Raw genomic sequence first — 15,622 nt, 5'->3', positions numbered from 1 at the left:
AGAGCCCCGGCACGACCGCCCCGCCGCCCGCGCGCGGCGGGCCGGCACGGGCCCGGGGCGGGACGACGAAGGGTGAGGGTATGGATTCCACCGGGACGGCTCCCGGGGACCGCCGGCGTTGGGTTCCGCCGGGCTTCCGGGGGTACCGGCGGGCATGGCTGCGCGGCGACGTGGTCGCGGGGCTCACCGTGTGGGCGGTCCTGGTCCCGGAGTCCATCGCCTACGCCACCATCGCCGGGGTCCCGCCGATCGTCGGCCTGTACGCCGCCCCCGTCGCCCTGGTCCTGTACGCCCTGCTGGGGTCCTCCCGCCAGCTGGTGGTCGGGCCGATGTCCTCCACGGCCCTGCTGTCCGCGTCCGTGGTGGCCGCGGCGGTCGGCGGTGGCGGGGACGCGGTGGCCATCACCGCGGCACTGGCCCTGGTCACCGGTGTGATCGCGCTGGTCGCGGGCCTGCTGCGCCTGGGGTTCGTGGCCTCCTTCATCTCCGAGCCCGTCCTCAAGGGGTTCGTGATCGGCCTGGCGCTGACCATCATCGTCGGCCAGCTGCCCAAGCTCACCGGGACGGAGGGCGGCGAGGGCGAGTTCTTCGGCAGGCTGTGGGGGTTCCTCTCGGGCCTGGGGGACACCGACCCGCTCACCCTGGCCGTGGGCCTGTCCGCCCTGGCCGCGCTGCTGCTGCTCAAGCGCTTCCTTCCGGTGGTCCCCGCCTCCCTGGTGGTGGTGATCCTGGCCGTGGGCGCCACCTGGGTCTTCGGCCTGGACCGCCACGGCCTGGACATCGTGGGCCCGCTGCCCGGCGGGCTCCCGCCGGTGGGGCCGCCGGACCTGGCGCTGTCGCAGTACGGGGCCCTGGTCGCGGGCGCGGCGGGCATCGCCCTGGTGGGGTTCGCCGAGGGGCTCGGGGCGGCCCGCACCTACGCCGCCAAGTCGGGGGACCGCATCGACCCCGACCGCGAACTCCTCGGCCTGGGCGGCGCCAACCTGGCCTCGGGGCTGTGCTCGGGCATGGTGGTCAACGGCAGCCTGTCCAAGACCGCCGTCAACGGCGCGGCCGGGGCCCGCTCCCAGGTGTCCGGGCTGACCGCCGCACTGCTCACGGTCCTCACCCTGCTGTTCCTCACCGGCCTGTTCGAGAAGCTGCCCGAGGCGGTGCTGGCCGCCGTGGTGGTCTCCGCCGTCCTGGAACTGGTGGACGCGGCCGCGCTGCGGGAGCTGTACCGGCTCGCCACCCCGGCGCTGACCGCCGTCTACGGCCTGGCCGCCCGGACCGACTTCCTGGGCGCCGTCGCCGCCCTGCTCGGCGTGCTGCTGCTGGGCACCCTCCAGGGCCTGCTGGTCGGCGTGGGCATCTCGCTGCTGCTCCTGCTGCGCCGCTCCTCCCGCCCCCACCTGGCCGAACTGGGCAGGGTCACCGGGCCCGGGGGCGCCTCCCCCCGGTGGGTGGACCGGGCGCGCGACCCCGCCGCGGCCCCCGAGGACCGGGTGGCTGTACTGCGGGTGGAGAGCGGCCTGTACTTCGCCAACTCCGAGTACGTGCACGACCGGCTCGTGGACGCGGCCCGCCCGCGGGACGTGCGGGCGGTGGTCCTGGACATGCGCGCGGTGCCCTTTGTGGACGCCACCGCCGCGCGCATGCTCGACCGGCTCGCCGACGGGCTGTCCGGACACGGGGCCGACCTGTTCCTCGCCCGCGACCTGGGCCAGGTCCGTGACCTGCTGCACCACCCCGAGGTGCTGTACCCGTCGGTGGAGGAGGCGGTGCGGGCCGCCCGCGCCCGCATCCGCGGCGGTGCCGACCCGGGTGAGGGATCGTGAGCGGGCGCCGCCGGTTCCTGCCGCGGCCCCCGTCCCCGCCGCCGGGTGTGCGGCCCGTCCGGGGGTGGACCCGGGCGGGCGCGGCCCGGGACGTGTTCGCGGGGGTGTCGGTGGCGGCGGTCGCCGTCCCGGCGGGGCTGGCCATGGGCGAGCTCGCGGGGCTCTCCCCGGTGGCCGGGGTGTACGCCACCCTGCTGCCGCTGCTCGCCTACACCCTGTTCGGCTCCTCCCGCCACCTGGTGGTCGGACCCGAGGGGGTGCTGGCCGCGCTCACCCTGGGGATCGTCGCCCCGCTCGCCGGAGGGGACGCGCTGCGCTACGCGGCGCTCGCGGCCGCGCTGGCCCTGCTCGTGGGCACGGTGTACCTGGCGGCCGCGCTGCTGCGGCTGGGCTTCATGGCCGACTTCCTGTCCCGGCCGGTGCTGCTGGGCTTCGTCAACGGCACCGCCCTGCTCATCGCCGCCGTGCAGCTGGGCAAGCTGTTCGGGATACCGACCGAGGCCCGGGGGTTCTTCCCGGTCCTGTGGGAGGTGGCCGCGGGGCTGGGGGACACGCACGTGCCCACCCTGGTCCTGAGCGCCGCCCTGCTGGCCCTGGCCCTGGTCCTGCGCCGGTTCGTCCCGGCCGTCCCGGGCGCCCTGGTCGTGGTCGCCGCCGCGATCGCCGTGTCGGCCCTGGGCGACCTGGCCGGCCGCGGGGTGGCCGTGGTGGGCGAGGTGGCCGCCGGGCTCCCCGCGCCGCGCCTCCCGGACGTGGGCCGGGACGACCTGTCCGTCCTGCTGGCGCCCGCCCTGGGCCTGGCCATGGTGGGGTTCGCCGACGGGGCGGCGCTGACCCGCGGCTACGCCCGCACGTTCGGGTACACGGTGAGCGCGAACCGCGAGCTGGCCGGGCTGGGCGCCGCCAACATCGCCGCCGGGTTCACCCAGGCGTTCCCGGTCGGCTCCAGTGCGTCCCGCACCGCGCTCAACGTCTCCGTCGGGGGCTCCTCGCAGCTGGTGGGGGTGACGGCCGGGGTCGTGGTGGCGGCCGTCGCCGTGTTCGCGATGCCGCTGGTGGAGCCGCTGCCCAAGGCCGCGCTCGCGGTGGTCATCATCGTGGCCTGCGCGGGGCTGATCGACCTGCGCGGGTTCGGGGAGCTGCGCCGCGTCTCCCCGGTGGAGGCGGCGCTCGCGGCGGTCACCCTGCTCGCCGTCCTGCTGTGGGGGGTGCTCACCGGGGTGGGGATCGCGGTCCTGGTGTCCGTCGGCGTCTTCGTCTACCGGGCGGTGCGCCCGCACGACGCGGTCCTGGGCACCTCCGAGGACATCGACGGTTACCGCGACGTCACGACCACCGGCGCGCTCACCCACGAGGGGCTGATCGTCTACCGGTTCGACGCCCCGCTGTTCTTCCCCAACGCCCCCTACTTCGCCTCCCGGGTCCGGCGGCTGGTGGCGGAGTCCCGTGCGGAGGGGGAGGAGGTCCGCTGGTTCATGGTCAACATGGAGGCCGTCACTCACATGGACGCCACCGCGGTGGACATGCTCCGCGACCTGCGGGCCGAACTGGCGGCGGAGGGGGTGGAGCTGTCCCTGGCCCGGGTGAAGGGGCCGGTCCGGGAACTGCTGCGGCGGACCGGGCTGCTCGACGACATCGGCCGGGACCGCGTGTTCTGGTCGGTGCGCTCGGGCGTGGACGCACTGGGCGCGCGACCGCCCCGGAAACCGGGGACCGGAACCGAACGCGCTCCCGCATCCGACGACTGACCGGAGGAACCGTGCTCAACGCACTCGCGCAGGTCCTGCCGTTCGCGCTGGGGCTGATCGCCGCCCCGCTGCCGATCGTGGCCGTGATCCTGCTGCTCATGGCCCCGGGCGGCCGGGGCAAGGCCCTGGTCTTCGTCCTCACCTGGGCGGGCGTCGTCTTCGTCGTCTCCACCGCGGTGGCGCTCATCGCCGGAGCCGGGGACACCACCGCCGCCGGGGACTCCCCGGCGTGGGTCGGCTGGGTGCAGCTGCTGCTGGGCCTGCTGTTGCTGCTGGTCGCGGTCAAGAACCTGAGGGACCACATGAAACGGCCCGAGGGGGCCGACCCCGCGCCGCCCGCCTGGCTGACCGCCATCGACTCCATGGGCGCCGGCAGGGTCGTGGGGCTGGCGGCGCTGCTGGCCGGGGCCAACCCCAAGAGCCTGGCGATGGCGGCCGGCGGCGGCGCGGCCATCGCGGCGTTCGGCCCGGGGGCCGGTGGGACACCGGCGGCCGCGCTGGTCTTCGCCGTGCTGGGCAGCCTCGGCCTGCTCGTGCCGGTGGCCGCGGCCGCCGTTTCCGGGGAGCGCGGGCGCCGGGCGTTGGAGCGGGCGCGCACCTGGCTGATCGCCAACAACGACACCGTCACCATGACGGTGCTGTTCGTCTTCGGCGGCGTCTTCGCCGCCAAGGGGCTGGAGGCGCTGCTCTCCTGAACACCCCGTCCTCGACGCCCCGCCGGACCCTCCTTCCTCATGTGCGGATATCCGGCATTTCTTCGAAGGATCCCCCTGCCCTTTTCGTCCCTTCGAATTTGCGTTTTCCTTGGGTTCTCTTGGCGTGAAACTTTCACCGCCGGACCGAAACCCCGTAAAGGGGGATGGAACAGTGGGAGCCGTTCCATCGGGAAAGCATGAAAGGGAGGGCCATGCCCTACGGATCGGCAACGGGGTCGGGAGCCACACTGGCGGCCACGGGCCTCGCCACGGGACACCTGTGGCTCATCGCCATCGGGCTGGTGCTGACGCTCGTCGGAGCGCTCTTCATCAGGTTCTCGTTCCGTCCGGACCGGGGTCCGACCGAGTGACGACGGAACACGGCCCCGAGGAGCTTCCGACCGCGCGCTGCGTGCGCCCCGGAATGGCCGCCGCGCTCGCGGCGCTGGCCCTGAGCGGATTCTTCGCCTGGGGTGCGGCGCACCTCGTGGTGACGGTCCGCCACGGGATGGGATCCGAGACCAGTCTGGGGCTGGTGTGGCTCGCGTGCTTCGCCCTGCTGTGGTGGGTCCCGCTGGCCTGGTTCGAGCGCCCGATGCGGGCCACCGGCGAGCAGGCGGCCGAACTCGACCGCCTGTTCGTCACCGTGCAGATCCCGGTCTACAACGAGGACCCCCGGGTGCTGGAGATGTGCCTGCGCTCGGTCCTGGAGCAGAGCCGCCCGGTGGACCGGGTCCGGGTCGTCGACGACGGCTCCGCCGACCCCGACACCGGGGAGGCGGTCGACTACGCCGACATCCGGGACCGGTTCCTGGAGCGGGCGGCCGCCGCGGGGGTGGAGGCGACCTGGGACCGCACCCCGAACCGGGGCAAGCGCTACGCCCAGATGCACGTCCTCGCCCAGGACGACGCGGACGTCTTCGTGACGCTCGACAGCGACTCGGTCATGGACCGGCACGCCGTGCGGGAGGGGCTCGCGCCCTTCGCCGACCCGAAGGTGCAGTCGGTCGCCGGGCACGTCATCGTCCTCAACCGGAGCACCAACCTGCTGACCCGGATGACCGGCCTGCTGTACCTGCCGTTCACCCGGGGGCTGCGCAGCGCTCAGTCGGTCCTGCGCCGGGTCACGATCAACTCGGGGACGCTGGCCTTCTACCGGGCCCACCTGGTCCGCGACCGGGCCGGGGTCTACGAGAACGAGACCTTCATGGGCCGTCCGATGCAGATGAACGACGACTCCATGCTCACCTTCTACGCGCTGCTCGAAGGCGACACGGTCCACCAGCCCTCGTCGCTGGTCTTCACCCTGGTGCCCGAGCGCGCCGGGCACTACTTCGGCCAGCAGCTGCGCTGGATGCGCGGCACGACCGTCCGGCACCTGTGGTGGCTGCGCTACATGCCGGTGCGGGGCGTCGTGTTCTGGGTGACGGTGCTGGAGTACCTCCACCTGTTCCTGGGGTACGCGATCCCCCTGCTGATCCTGGCCCACCCGGGGCTGCGGGCGCAGGCGGGGGACATCGCCGTGGCCGCGCTGGTGATCGGGACGGCCGTCGGCTACCTGATGACGCTGCGGATCTTCACCATCGTGCGCTCGGACGAGACGGTGCTCCAGAGGTTCCTGCTGTTCCTGCTGGCACCGGTGGCCACGCTGTGGAGGCTCGTCCTCCTGAGGCCCCTGTACCTGTACGCGATGCTCACCTGCGGGCGCATCGCCGACTGGGGGACCCGCGACCGGGTCGAGGTCTCCCTGCCGTCGGAGGCCGCGGCGCGGTGAGGCGCCGGAGGGCGGCCCCCGGACCCGGGCGCCGCCCTCCGCGCCGCCCCGGCAAAAGAGACGTTGACCGCCCCTTGGCCCTGATCCGGGCGCGGGACGGGTAGATCCGACCCGGAACTTTCACGGTTCGGGGGTTGCCCCGGACCGAACAGCGCATCTTCAGGAGGGGTCCATGGCGCGTGCCACCGAGACCGGGAGCAGGACCGCAGGCGTTCCGCGGACCAGGGCGGGGGACGACCACACCGCCTCCGCGGAGCCCTCCCCGGACGACACCGCGGACTTCGACAACGCCGGCCGCGGGTTCATCGCCCCCGGCCCACAGCACATCACCGGTGAGGACGGCAGGACCGTCTGGGACGTGCGCGACTTCTCCTTCCTCCTCGACGGCGCCGAGACCGCGCCGCCGACCGTCCACCCGCACCTGTGGCGGCAGAGCAGGCTGACGGCGATCAACGGCCTGTTCGAGGTCGTCGAGGGCGTCTACCAGATCCGCGGCATGGACCTGTCCAACATGACCCTCATCGAGGGCGACACCGGGGTGGTCGTCATCGACCCGCTGGTCTCGGAGGAGGTCGCCGCCGCGGGGCTGAAGCTGTACCGCGAGCACCGCGGCGACCGCCCCGTCACCGCGGTCGTCTACACCCACCCGCACCTGGACCACTTCGGCGGCGTGGCCGGGGTCGTGGACGAGGCCGACGTCGCCTCCGGCAGGGTGCCGATCGTGGCCCCGGAGCACTTCATGGAGCACGCGGTCTCGGAGAACGTCTACGCCGGCACCGCCATGATCCGGCGCGGCATGTACTTCACCGCCTTCGCGCTCGACCACGGCCCCGAGGGGTTCGTGGGGGTGGGCCTGGGCCCGGGCACCTCCCAGGGGAAGGTGGGGCTGATCCCGCCGACCCTGGAGATCACCCGCACCGGCCAGGAGGAGACCCTGGACGGGGTCCGGTTCGTCTTCCAGATGACCCCGGGCACCGAGGCCCCCGCGGAGATGAACTTCCACCTCCCCGAGCGCCGCGCCCTGTGCACCGCCGAGAACGCCTGCCACACCCTGCACAACCTGCTCACCCTGCGCGGCGCCCAGGTCCGCGACGCCCGCATGTGGTCGCGCTACCTCAACGAGACCATCGAGCTGTTCGCCGACGACTCCGACGTCGTGTTCGCCTCCCACCACTGGCCGACCTGGGGCACCGAGGACATCCGCGGGTTCCTCACCGAGCAGCGCGACATGTACGCCTACCTGCACGACCAGACGCTCCGGATGATGAACAAGGGGTCGACGGGCATCGAGATCGCCGAGGAGCTGCCGCTCCCGCCCGGCCTGGAGCGGGCGTGGAGCACCCGCGGCTACTACGGCTCCGTCTCGCACAACATCAAGGCCGTCTACCAGCGCTACATGGGCTGGTTCGACGGCAACCCCGCCCACCTGTGGCAGCACCCGCCCCAGGCCCAGGGGGAACGCTACGCCAAGGCCATGGGCGGGGTCGACGCCCTCGTGGACCGGGCCCGCTCCTTCGCCGACGAGGACGACCTCAGGTTCGCCGCCGAGCTGGCCTCGCACGCCGTCTTCGCCGACCCCGACCACGCCGGGGCGAAAGACCTGCTGGCCGAGGTGCTGACCCGGCTCGGCCACGGGGCCGAGTGCGCCACCTGGCGCAACTTCTTCCTGGTCGGCGCGCAGGAGCTGCGCGAGGGGGTGCCGCCCACGGCCATCGCCCTGGCCGAGAGCATGGAGTCGGCGCTCAGTGTCACCCAGATCCTCGACTCGGTGGGGATCCGCGTCGACGGGCCGCGCGCCTGGAAGGAGAAGCTGTCGCTGGACCTGCACATGACCGACAGCGGCGAGCGGTACCGGGCGCTGCTGTCCAACGGGGTGCTCATCCACTACCCCGACCCCAAGGGCGGCGGCGCCGACCTGACGCTGACCCTGTCCAAGCCGGAACTGCTCGAGCTGCTGTCCACGGGCGACCTGGACGGGATCGAGCACGAGGGGGACGCCGGCGTGCTCCGGCGGCTGACGGCCGTCCTGGACGAGGCGCGCCCCGACTTCCCGATCGTCACCCCCTGAGGGGAGGCGGGCCGGGCCGGCGCCCCCCGCGGGCGCCCGGGACCCGCACCCCGCCGACGGAGCGGTCCGGCGGCCGGGGGCGTTCGTACGCCCCCGGCCGCCGCGTCGCGCCGGCCCCGGTCACCGTCCGACCGGGCCGGCCTCGACGAACTCGCCGCGCGTGGTCTCCACCACGATCACGAGCCGGTCGGGGACCCGGCCGCGCAGGTCGGCCAGCAGGGAGCCGACCGGCGGCACCTCCCGGGCGCGCACCTCGACGTGCATCGTCCGGGAGGCGGTGTACACGCGGGTGACCGACGCGTCCGGCTGCCGCGCGATCCAGCGGTCGGCGGCCTCCTCGACCCGGTGCGTCCACACCGCGATCAGGACGGTGGCGGTGGTGTTGACGGCCAGCAGGACGAACACGACCGCGAACAGCGCGCCCAGGACGATCCGCGGCCTGCGCCCGGACCGGGCGGCCCCGTCCCCGTCGGGGACGCCGTGCCCGGAGGCCGCGAACACCACCATGCCCGCGAAGACCAGGGCGAGCAGGTTGGACAGGAACAGCACCGCGGCCCCCGCCGACAGCCACAGCGCGCCCTGCCCCAGGCACACGCCCACCACGACCAGGGGCGGGACCAGGGAGATCGCGATCGCCACCCCCGGCAGGACCGCGGCCACGTCGCGGCGGCACAGGCCCACCGCCCCGGCCGCCCCGGTGGCCAGGGCGGCGACGAGGTCCAGCAGCCCCGGGGAGGTCCGCCCGGCGACCTGGCCGTTCTGGAGCAGGTCGTAGCCCCCGGGCACGACCAGGGAGAACACCACGCCGACACCGATCACGAGCAGGCACCCCAGCACGACCGTCCGGACCGAGTCGGTCCGGCTCCGGCGGACGATGCCCAGGGCGATCCCCATGATCGGGGTGGACAGCGGCGCGATGATCATCGCGCCGATCACCGTGGCCGTGGAGTCGGTCAGGACGCCCCCGGCGGCGATGAGCGCGGACAGCGTGAGCATCGTCCAGAACGCCGATCTCTTGGCACGGCTGTCCCCCGTGGACAGGTCGAGGTCGTCCAGCAGGTCGTCCGGGCTGCGCAGTTGCGAGGCGGGCAGGACGCGTTCGAGGATTCCGCTGAGCATGGGTCGAGTATCGCGACGCGCGTCCCGGGAGCGGCGAAGGCACGACGGGGGCGCCCGCGGCGGTCCGGACGGCGGCCGGGCACACGGAGCGGCCCCGCGCCCGGCCGGAGCCGGAGGCGGGGCCGCGCCCGGGCGACGCGGGGGTCAGCCCCGCACGTCCCGCACCCCGTCGGCGTCCACGAACGCCTGCTGCGCGGTCCACTCGCGCGCCCGCTCGCTGAGCGAGAACCCCAGCCCCGGCCGGTCCGGGACGCGCATGCGCCCGTCCGCGATCTCCAGCCGCTCCTCGAAGAGCGGCTCCAGCCAGTCGAAGTGCTCGACCCACGGGTCGATCTCGTAGGCCGCCGCCAGGTGCAGGTGGATCTCCATCGCGAAGTGCGGGGCCATGCGCACCCCGGCCCGCCGGCCGCGCGCCATGATCTCCAGGAAGGGGGTGATCCCGCCGACGCGCGGCGCGTCCGGCTGCATGAAGTCCACCGCGCCGGCCCGCAGCAGCTCCTCGTGCTCGGCCACGCTGGTGAGCATCTCGCCGGTGGCGATCGGCGTGGCCAGCTCGCGGGCCAGGGCCGCGTGACCCTCGGCGTCGTAGGCGTCCAGCGGCTCCTCGATCCAGACCAGGTCGAACTCCTCCAGCAGCCGCCCCATGCGCACCGCCGTGCTCCGGTTCCACTGCTGGTTGGCGTCCACCATGAGCGGGAAGTCGCCGAGCTCCTCGCGGACCGCGGCCACCCGGGCCAGGTCGACCCGCCTGTCGGGGTGCCCGACCTTGATCTTGATCCCGCCGATGCCCGCCGCCCGGGCGGCCCGGGTGTTCTCCACGACCTCCTCCAGCGGCGAGGACAGGAACCCGCCGGAGGTGTTGTAGCAGTCCACGGCGTCCCGGTGCGCGCCGAGCAGCTTGGCCAGGGGCAGGCCGGCCCGCTTGGCCTTGAGGTCCCACAGCGCGATGTCCATGGCGGCGATCGCCTGGACCGCCAGGCCGCTGCGGCCCACCGACGCCCCCGCCCACACCAGGCGGGTCCACAGGCGCTGGATGTCGCTGGGGTCCTCGCCGACCAGCTCGTGCGCCACCTCGCGGGCGTGGGCGTACTGGCCCGGCCCGCCGGCCCGCTTGGAGTAGGTGTAGCCGATCCCCTCCAGCCCCTCCTCGGTGCGGATCTCGGCGAACAGCATCGACACCGAGGTGAGCGGCCGCTGGCGCCCGGTCAGCACCTTGGCGTCGCTGATCGGGGCGGCCAGGGGGAGGTCGACCCGGGAGAGGGAGACCGAGGCGATCCGGTCGGCCGCGCCGCCGCGCTCCGGCGCGGCGCTCGGGGTCCCGGCGGACGGTGAGGGGGTGTTCATGAGGGCTCCAAGGGAAGGGGGCGGTGTCAGCGGACCAGGGCCGGGCGGTCGGGGTCGAAGGCCCATCCGGGGATCAGGTACTGCATCGCTGCGGCGTCGTCGCGCGCGCCCAGCCCGTGCTCCAGGTAGAGCCGGTGGGCCGCGTCCAGGGCGTCGCGGTCCAGCTCCACGCCCAGGCCGGGCGCGGTCGGGACGGTGATCCCGCCGTCCTCGATGCGCGGCGGCCGCCGGGTCAGCGCCTGTCCGTCCTGCCAGATCCAGTGCGTGTCCAGGGCCGTGATCGGCCCGGGGGCGGCGGCGCCCACGTGGGTGAACATCGCCAGGGAGATGTCGAAGTGGTTGTTGGAGTGCGACCCCCAGGTGAGCCCGAAGTCCCGGCACAGCTGGGCCACCCGCACCGAGCCGCGCATCGTCCAGAAGTGCGGGTCCGCCAGCGGGATGTCCACCGCGTGCGTGCGGACGCTGTGCGCCAGCTGCCGCCAGTCGGTGGCGATCATGTTGGTGGCCGTGGGCAGGCCGGTGGCCCGCCGGAACTCCGCCATCACCTCGCGGGAGGAGTAGCCGTCCTCGGCGCCGCACGGGTCCTCGGCGTAGGCGAGCACGCCGTGCAGGTCCGAGCAGAGGGCGACCGCCTCGGCCAGCGACCAGGCGCCGTTGGGGTCCAGGGTGATGCGGGCGTCGGGGAAGCGCGCGGCCAGTGCCCGGACGGCGGCCACCTCCTCCTCCCCGGAGAACACCCCGCCCTTGAGCTTGAAGTCGCGGAACCCGTACCGGTCCGCGGCGGCCTCGGCCAGCGCCACCACGGCCTCCGGCGTGAGCGCGGGTTCGCGCCGCAGCCGCTCCCAGTCGTCGGCGGGCTCCTTCTCGGCGAGGTAGGGGAGCGGTGTCAGGGCCCGGTCCCCGATGTAGAACAGGTAGCCCAGCATGGGCACCCGGTCGCGCCTGCGGCCCTCGCCGAGCAGGTCGCACACGGGCACGCCCAGGTGCTGCCCCAGCAGGTCGAGCAGGGCCGACTCCAGGGCGGTGACCGCGTGCACGGTGGTGCGCAGGTCGAAGGTCTGCCGCCCCCGACCGCCCCGGTCCCGGTCGGCGAAGGCGTCCTGCACCCGTCGCAGGAGCGGGTTGAGCTCGGCCACGGGGCGGCCGACGACGAGGTCGGCGGCGTCGGCGATCGTGGACCGGATCGCCTCTCCGCCCGGCACCTCGCCCAGCCCGGTGCGCCCCTCGCTGTCGGTGAGGATCGCGATGTTGCGGGTGAAGAAGGGGCCGTGCGCGCCGCTGAGGTTGAGCAGCATGCTGTCGTGCCCGGCGACGGGGACGACCTCGACGGAGGTGATGACGGGTGTGCTCATCAGGCCTGTCCTCCCGGCACCAGCGTGCCGTCGATCCGCCGGTCCAGCCGCCAGGGGTCGCCCTCCCGCAGCGCGGGCGGCAGCAGGGCGTCGGGCATCCCCTGGTAGGAGACCGGCCGCAGGAAGCGGTTCAGGGCGAGGCCGCCCACGGAGGTGCCGCGGGAGTCGGAGGTGGCGGGGTAGGGGCCGCCGTGCACCATGGCGTGCGCGACCTCGACCCCGGTCGGCCAGCCGCCGAACAGCAGCCGCCCGGCGCGCCGCTCCAGGACCGGCAGCAGGGCGTGCGCCGCGGCCAGGTCGCCGGGGTCCCCGGCGTCGGCGTGCAGGGTGGCGGTGAGCTGGCCCTCCATCCGCTCCAGGGTCCCGGCCAGCGCCTGCGCCGAGGAGTGGCGGACCAGCAGGCCCGCGGCGCCGAACACCTCCTCCTGGAGGCGGGGGTCGGCGGCGAAGGCATCCCCGTCCACGGTGAACAGGGCGGGGGCCGGGGCGTTGGGGCCGGGTCCGGCCTCGCCCCGGGCGGCGGCCTCGGTGCCGGGGTGGTCCTCCAGCGCCCGCACGCCCCGGTCGAAGGCGGCGGCGATACCGGCGGTGAGCATGGTGTTCCCGGCCGCCTCGGACACGAGCCGCGCGGCGCGGTCGACGAACCGGTCGCCGTCCGGGCCCTCGGGGACGAACACCACCCCGGGGTTGGTGCAGAACTGCCCCGAGCCCAGGGTGAGGGAGGCGACGTAGGCGTCGGCCAGCGCGGTCGCGCCCTCGCCGGCGAGGGCGCCGGGGAGGATCACGACCGGGTTGACCGAGGACATCTCGGCGAACACGGGGACGGGCTCGGGCCGGGCGGCGGCGAGGTCCATCAGGGCCCGGCCCCCGGCCCGCGAGCCGGTGAAGGCCACGGCCCTGATCCGGGGGTCGGTCACCAGGGCCCGGCCGATGTCGTTCCCCGCGCCGAACAGCACGGAGAACACGCCCGGCGGCAGCCCGGAGGCGGCGACGGCGTCCGCCACGGCGCGTCCGACCAGCAGCGCGGTGCCGGGGTGGGCGTTGTGCCCCTTGACCACCACGGGGCAGCCCGCGGCCAGCGCCGACGCGGTGTCGCCGCCCGCCGTGGAGAAGGCCAGCGGGAAGTTGCTCGCGCCGAAGACGGCGACCGGCCCGACCGGGATGTGCACGAGGCGCAGGTCGGGGCGGGGCAGCGGGGCGCGGTCGGGCAGCGCGGGGTCGATCCGGGCCTGGAGGGCGTCGCCCCGCTCGACGATGCCGGCGAACATGCGCAGCTGGCCGGTGGTGCGGGCGCGCTCGCCCTCGATGCGGGCGCGGGGCAGGCCCGTCTCGCGCACCGCCCGGTCCACCAGCTCCTCGCCCAGCCCGTCGATGTTGTCGGCGGCGCGGCGCAGGAAGGCGGCGCGCTCGGCCGGGGTCTGGGAGCGGAAGGCGTCGAACGCCTCCTCCGCGGCCCGGGTGGCCTCCTCGATCTGAGCCGCGTCCACCAGCCCGATGGGCGGGCCGAACTCCTCGCCGGTGGCGGGGTCGACCGCGAGCAGGGAGCCGGCGGCCCCCTCCACGGGCCGCCCCGCCACGAGGGGGCGGCCGTCCAGGGCCGCGGTCGCGGAGGCGGTGTGCTCGGACATTCAGGAGACCTTTCGGATCAGGGCGGCGAGTTCCGCGCACTCGTCCTCGGCGAGGGCGGTCAGCGGCGGGCGGACCGGCCCGCCGTGGCGGCCGACGGCGTCCAGCCCGGCCTTGACGATGGAGACGGCGTAGCCGCGGCCCCGGTCGCGGATCTCCAGGTACGGCAGCACGAACTCGTTGAGCCTGCGGTAGACCTCCGCCCGGTCCCGGGAGCGGACCGCGGCGAAGAACTCCAGGGCGAACCCGGGGACGAAGTTGTACATCGCCGAAGAGTAGGTGGTCACGCCCAGCTCCGTCAGGGGCAGGGCGAAGGTCTCGGCGGTCGGCAGGCCGCCGATGTAGATGAGGCGGTCCCCGACGGTGGCGTAGGTGCGCGTCATCGCCTCGATGTCCCCGACGCCGTCCTTGAGGCCGATGAGGTTGGGGTTGCGCTCGGCGAGGGCGGCCACCGTGTGGTGGGTGTACACGGCGTTGGCCCGGCTGTAGACGATCACGCCCAGGTCGGTGGCCCGGCACACGGCGCTCACGTGCTCGATCAGGCCCTCCTGCCCGGCCTCGGTGAGGTAGGGCGGCAGCAGCAGGACGCCGTCCGCGCCCGCCTCCTGGGCGGCGCGGGCCTGGGCGGCGGCCGCGGCGGTGCCGCCGGTCGCCGGGGCGAGCACGGGCACGCGCCCGCCGACCTCGCCGACCGCGGCGCGCACCACGCGGTCGATCTCCTCGGGGGTGAGGGAGAAGCCCTCGCCGGTGCCGCCCGCGGCGAACAGGCCCGCCACGTCGTGCTCGGCCTGCCAGGACAGGTGCTCCCGGTAACGGTCCTCGTCGAAGGCGAGGTCGGCGTCGAAGTGGGTCACGGGGAAGGACAGGAGGCCCAGGGAGAGCCTCCGTGCCAGGTCATCGGGGTGCATCGGGTTCACGCGTCGTCCTCGCGTAGGTGGGGGCGGCCCGGTGGGCCGGTGCCCGCGGGTGTGTTGCCGTTACCGTACGGAGTGAGTTTCGATGCTGTCCAAGACTGGTTTTGCATCAACTGATACCGGGGGGGCATCAAGGTCCTCGTGTTCCGGGCCGGGTCCCGCCGACGGGGGAGGCGGGCGCCCTCAGCCGGGGCCGATCTCCAGGACGCGCCGGACGACGGGGTTGCGCGTGGCCCGCGGCCAGATCAGGTGCAGCTCCACCGGGTCCTCGGGCAGCCCCTCCAGCGCCTGGTAGACCACGCCCTCCACGCCCAGGCCGGTGGCCGAGGCCGGCACGAAGGCGATGCCCCGGCCCGCCGCGACCAGCCACACCATCGTCAGCACCTGGCTGACCGTGTGGACGACGTTCTGGTGGGAGATGGGCAGCAGGCTCACCACCAGGTCGTAGAAGTACCGCGCCTTGATGGGGGAGTGCATGATCAGCGGCACGTCGATGAGGTCGTCGGGCCGCAGCGGCCCCGGCCGCGCCGCCAGCGGGTGGTCCCGCGGCACGGCCACGAGCAGCTGCTCGCGGTGCTGGACCCGGGATCCGAAGAGCTCCGAGTCGAACGGCGGGCGGCCCAGGCCCAGGTCGAGCTCCCCGGAGGAGAGCGCCGCGACCTGCTCGCGGGTGACCATCTCCGACAGCTCGATGTCGATCTCGGGGAGCTGCTCCTCCACGGTGTTGAGCAGGCGGCCCAGGACCCCGTAGGAGGAGGCCGCGGTGAACCCGATGTGCAGGGTGCCGCTGGACCCGGCCGAGATCCGCCGCGCCAGGTCGGGGGCGCGCTCGGCCAGGGCGAGCAGGCGCCGGGCCTCGGCCAGGAAGGCCTCCCCGGCGGCGGTGAGGACCACGTGGCGGCGGTCGCGCTCCAGGAGCAGGACCCCGACCTCGCGCTCCAGCTTCTGGATCTGGCGGCTCAGCGGGGGCTGGGTCATCGACAGGCGCTCGGCGGCCCGGCCGAAGTGCAGTTCCTCCGCGACCGCGACGAAACCCCGCAGTTGCTCGAAAGAGAACATGATGCCCTGAAGGTATCAGCTTATGCCGCATTCGACTTGGACATGCATGATCGAGGCTTTCTATGCTGCCACTCACCCGAACGCGTGACCCCGTTCACAGATGCGC

The 15,622-nt window shown here is 74.3% G+C and carries 12 protein-coding genes; 6 read left to right on the top strand and 6 right to left on the bottom strand.

The genetic code is table 11. The features are described from left to right. Window positions 1–80 precede the first annotated feature (80 nt). The 6 genes from ACFVNO_RS21710 to ACFVNO_RS21685 all read left to right on the top strand — a co-directional run bounded on the left by ACFVNO_RS21710 (window position 81) and on the right by ACFVNO_RS21685 (window position 8,102). The gene (locus tag ACFVNO_RS21710) at window positions 81–1,817 is read left to right on the top strand and encodes a SulP family inorganic anion transporter (protein WP_378895261.1); all 1,737 of its coding nucleotides are present in this window, start codon (window positions 81–83) and stop codon (window positions 1,815–1,817) included. Beyond that, window positions 1,814–3,565, top strand: coding sequence for a SulP family inorganic anion transporter (locus ACFVNO_RS21705; protein ID WP_378895258.1), 1,752 nt, complete (start codon window positions 1,814–1,816; stop codon window positions 3,563–3,565). Before ACFVNO_RS21710 ends, ACFVNO_RS21705 begins: the two co-directional genes overlap by 4 nt. A gap of 11 nt (window positions 3,566–3,576) precedes the next feature. Then, window positions 3,577–4,260, top strand: coding sequence for a GAP family protein (locus ACFVNO_RS21700; protein ID WP_378895255.1), 684 nt, complete (start codon window positions 3,577–3,579; stop codon window positions 4,258–4,260). Between the two features lie 212 nt (window positions 4,261–4,472). Then, a complete protein-coding gene (locus ACFVNO_RS21695; protein ID WP_220561860.1) occupies window positions 4,473–4,631 on the top strand; it encodes an LPXTG cell wall anchor domain-containing protein in 159 nt (52 codons plus the stop codon). Continuing rightward, a complete protein-coding gene (locus ACFVNO_RS21690; RefSeq protein ID WP_355258901.1) occupies window positions 4,628–6,034 on the top strand; it encodes a glycosyltransferase family 2 protein in 1,407 nt (468 codons plus the stop codon). Before ACFVNO_RS21695 ends, ACFVNO_RS21690 begins: the two co-directional genes overlap by 4 nt. 172 nt (window positions 6,035–6,206) lie before the next feature. After that, on the top strand, window positions 6,207–8,102 hold the full coding sequence (locus ACFVNO_RS21685; RefSeq protein ID WP_378895250.1) for an alkyl/aryl-sulfatase: 1,896 nt from the start codon (window positions 6,207–6,209) through the stop codon (window positions 8,100–8,102). 120 nt (window positions 8,103–8,222) lie between these two features. Here the strand turns inward: ACFVNO_RS21685 and ACFVNO_RS21680 are convergent, their stop codons facing one another. The 6 genes from ACFVNO_RS21680 to ACFVNO_RS21655 form a co-directional block, all read right to left on the bottom strand. Next, on the bottom strand, window positions 8,223–9,221 hold the full coding sequence (locus ACFVNO_RS21680) for a DUF389 domain-containing protein (protein ID WP_378895247.1): 999 nt from the start codon (window positions 9,219–9,221) through the stop codon (window positions 8,223–8,225). 144 nt (window positions 9,222–9,365) lie between these two features. Further along, window positions 9,366–10,565: a mandelate racemase/muconate lactonizing enzyme family protein gene (locus ACFVNO_RS21675; protein ID WP_355258910.1), complete on the bottom strand. Its 1,200-nt coding sequence runs from the start codon at window positions 10,563–10,565 to the stop codon at window positions 9,366–9,368. A 26-nt stretch (window positions 10,566–10,591) separates the two neighbouring features. Beyond that, window positions 10,592–11,917, bottom strand: coding sequence for an enolase C-terminal domain-like protein (locus ACFVNO_RS21670; protein ID WP_378895243.1), 1,326 nt, complete (start codon window positions 11,915–11,917; stop codon window positions 10,592–10,594). Beyond that, window positions 11,917–13,545 (bottom strand): aldehyde dehydrogenase (NADP(+)), encoded by a 1,629-nt coding sequence (locus tag ACFVNO_RS21665; protein ID WP_378895240.1) that lies wholly within the window; start codon window positions 13,543–13,545, stop codon window positions 11,917–11,919. Before ACFVNO_RS21665 ends, ACFVNO_RS21670 begins: the two co-directional genes overlap by 1 nt. Beyond that, window positions 13,546–14,451: a 5-dehydro-4-deoxyglucarate dehydratase gene (gene kdgD, locus ACFVNO_RS21660; protein WP_255647260.1), complete on the bottom strand. Its 906-nt coding sequence runs from the start codon at window positions 14,449–14,451 to the stop codon at window positions 13,546–13,548. Between the two features lie 189 nt (window positions 14,452–14,640). Continuing rightward, a complete protein-coding gene (locus ACFVNO_RS21655; protein ID WP_355258919.1) occupies window positions 14,641–15,516 on the bottom strand; it encodes a LysR family transcriptional regulator in 876 nt (291 codons plus the stop codon). Window positions 15,517–15,622: the final 106 nt, after the last annotated feature.

The organism is Nocardiopsis sp. NPDC057823 (genome assembly GCF_042797335.1).
GTDB lineage: Bacteria > Actinomycetota > Actinomycetes > Streptosporangiales > Streptosporangiaceae > Nocardiopsis > Nocardiopsis changdeensis.
The sequence above is the reverse complement of the archived record's forward strand: the minus strand, read 5'-3'. Positions and strand labels throughout refer to the sequence as shown.

Excerpts from the sequence above, each read along its gene's own strand:
- ACFVNO_RS21695 (WP_220561860.1), top strand. The coding sequence starts at position 4,473 with ATGCCCTACGGATCGGCAACGGGGTCGGGAGCCACACTGGCGGCCACG.
- kdgD (WP_255647260.1), bottom strand. The coding sequence starts at position 14,451 with ATGCACCCCGATGACCTGGCACGGAGGCTCTCCCTGGGCCTCCTGTCC.
- ACFVNO_RS21710 (WP_378895261.1), top strand. The coding sequence starts at position 81 with ATGGATTCCACCGGGACGGCTCCCGGGGACCGCCGGCGTTGGGTTCCG.
- ACFVNO_RS21655 (WP_355258919.1), bottom strand. The coding sequence starts at position 15,516 with ATGTTCTCTTTCGAGCAACTGCGGGGTTTCGTCGCGGTCGCGGAGGAA.
- ACFVNO_RS21665 (WP_378895240.1), bottom strand. The coding sequence starts at position 13,545 with ATGTCCGAGCACACCGCCTCCGCGACCGCGGCCCTGGACGGCCGCCCC.
- ACFVNO_RS21680 (WP_378895247.1), bottom strand. The coding sequence starts at position 9,221 with ATGCTCAGCGGAATCCTCGAACGCGTCCTGCCCGCCTCGCAACTGCGC.
- ACFVNO_RS21675 (WP_355258910.1), bottom strand. The coding sequence starts at position 10,565 with ATGAACACCCCCTCACCGTCCGCCGGGACCCCGAGCGCCGCGCCGGAG.
- ACFVNO_RS21670 (WP_378895243.1), bottom strand. The coding sequence starts at position 11,917 with ATGAGCACACCCGTCATCACCTCCGTCGAGGTCGTCCCCGTCGCCGGG.
- ACFVNO_RS21685 (WP_378895250.1), top strand. The coding sequence starts at position 6,207 with ATGGCGCGTGCCACCGAGACCGGGAGCAGGACCGCAGGCGTTCCGCGG.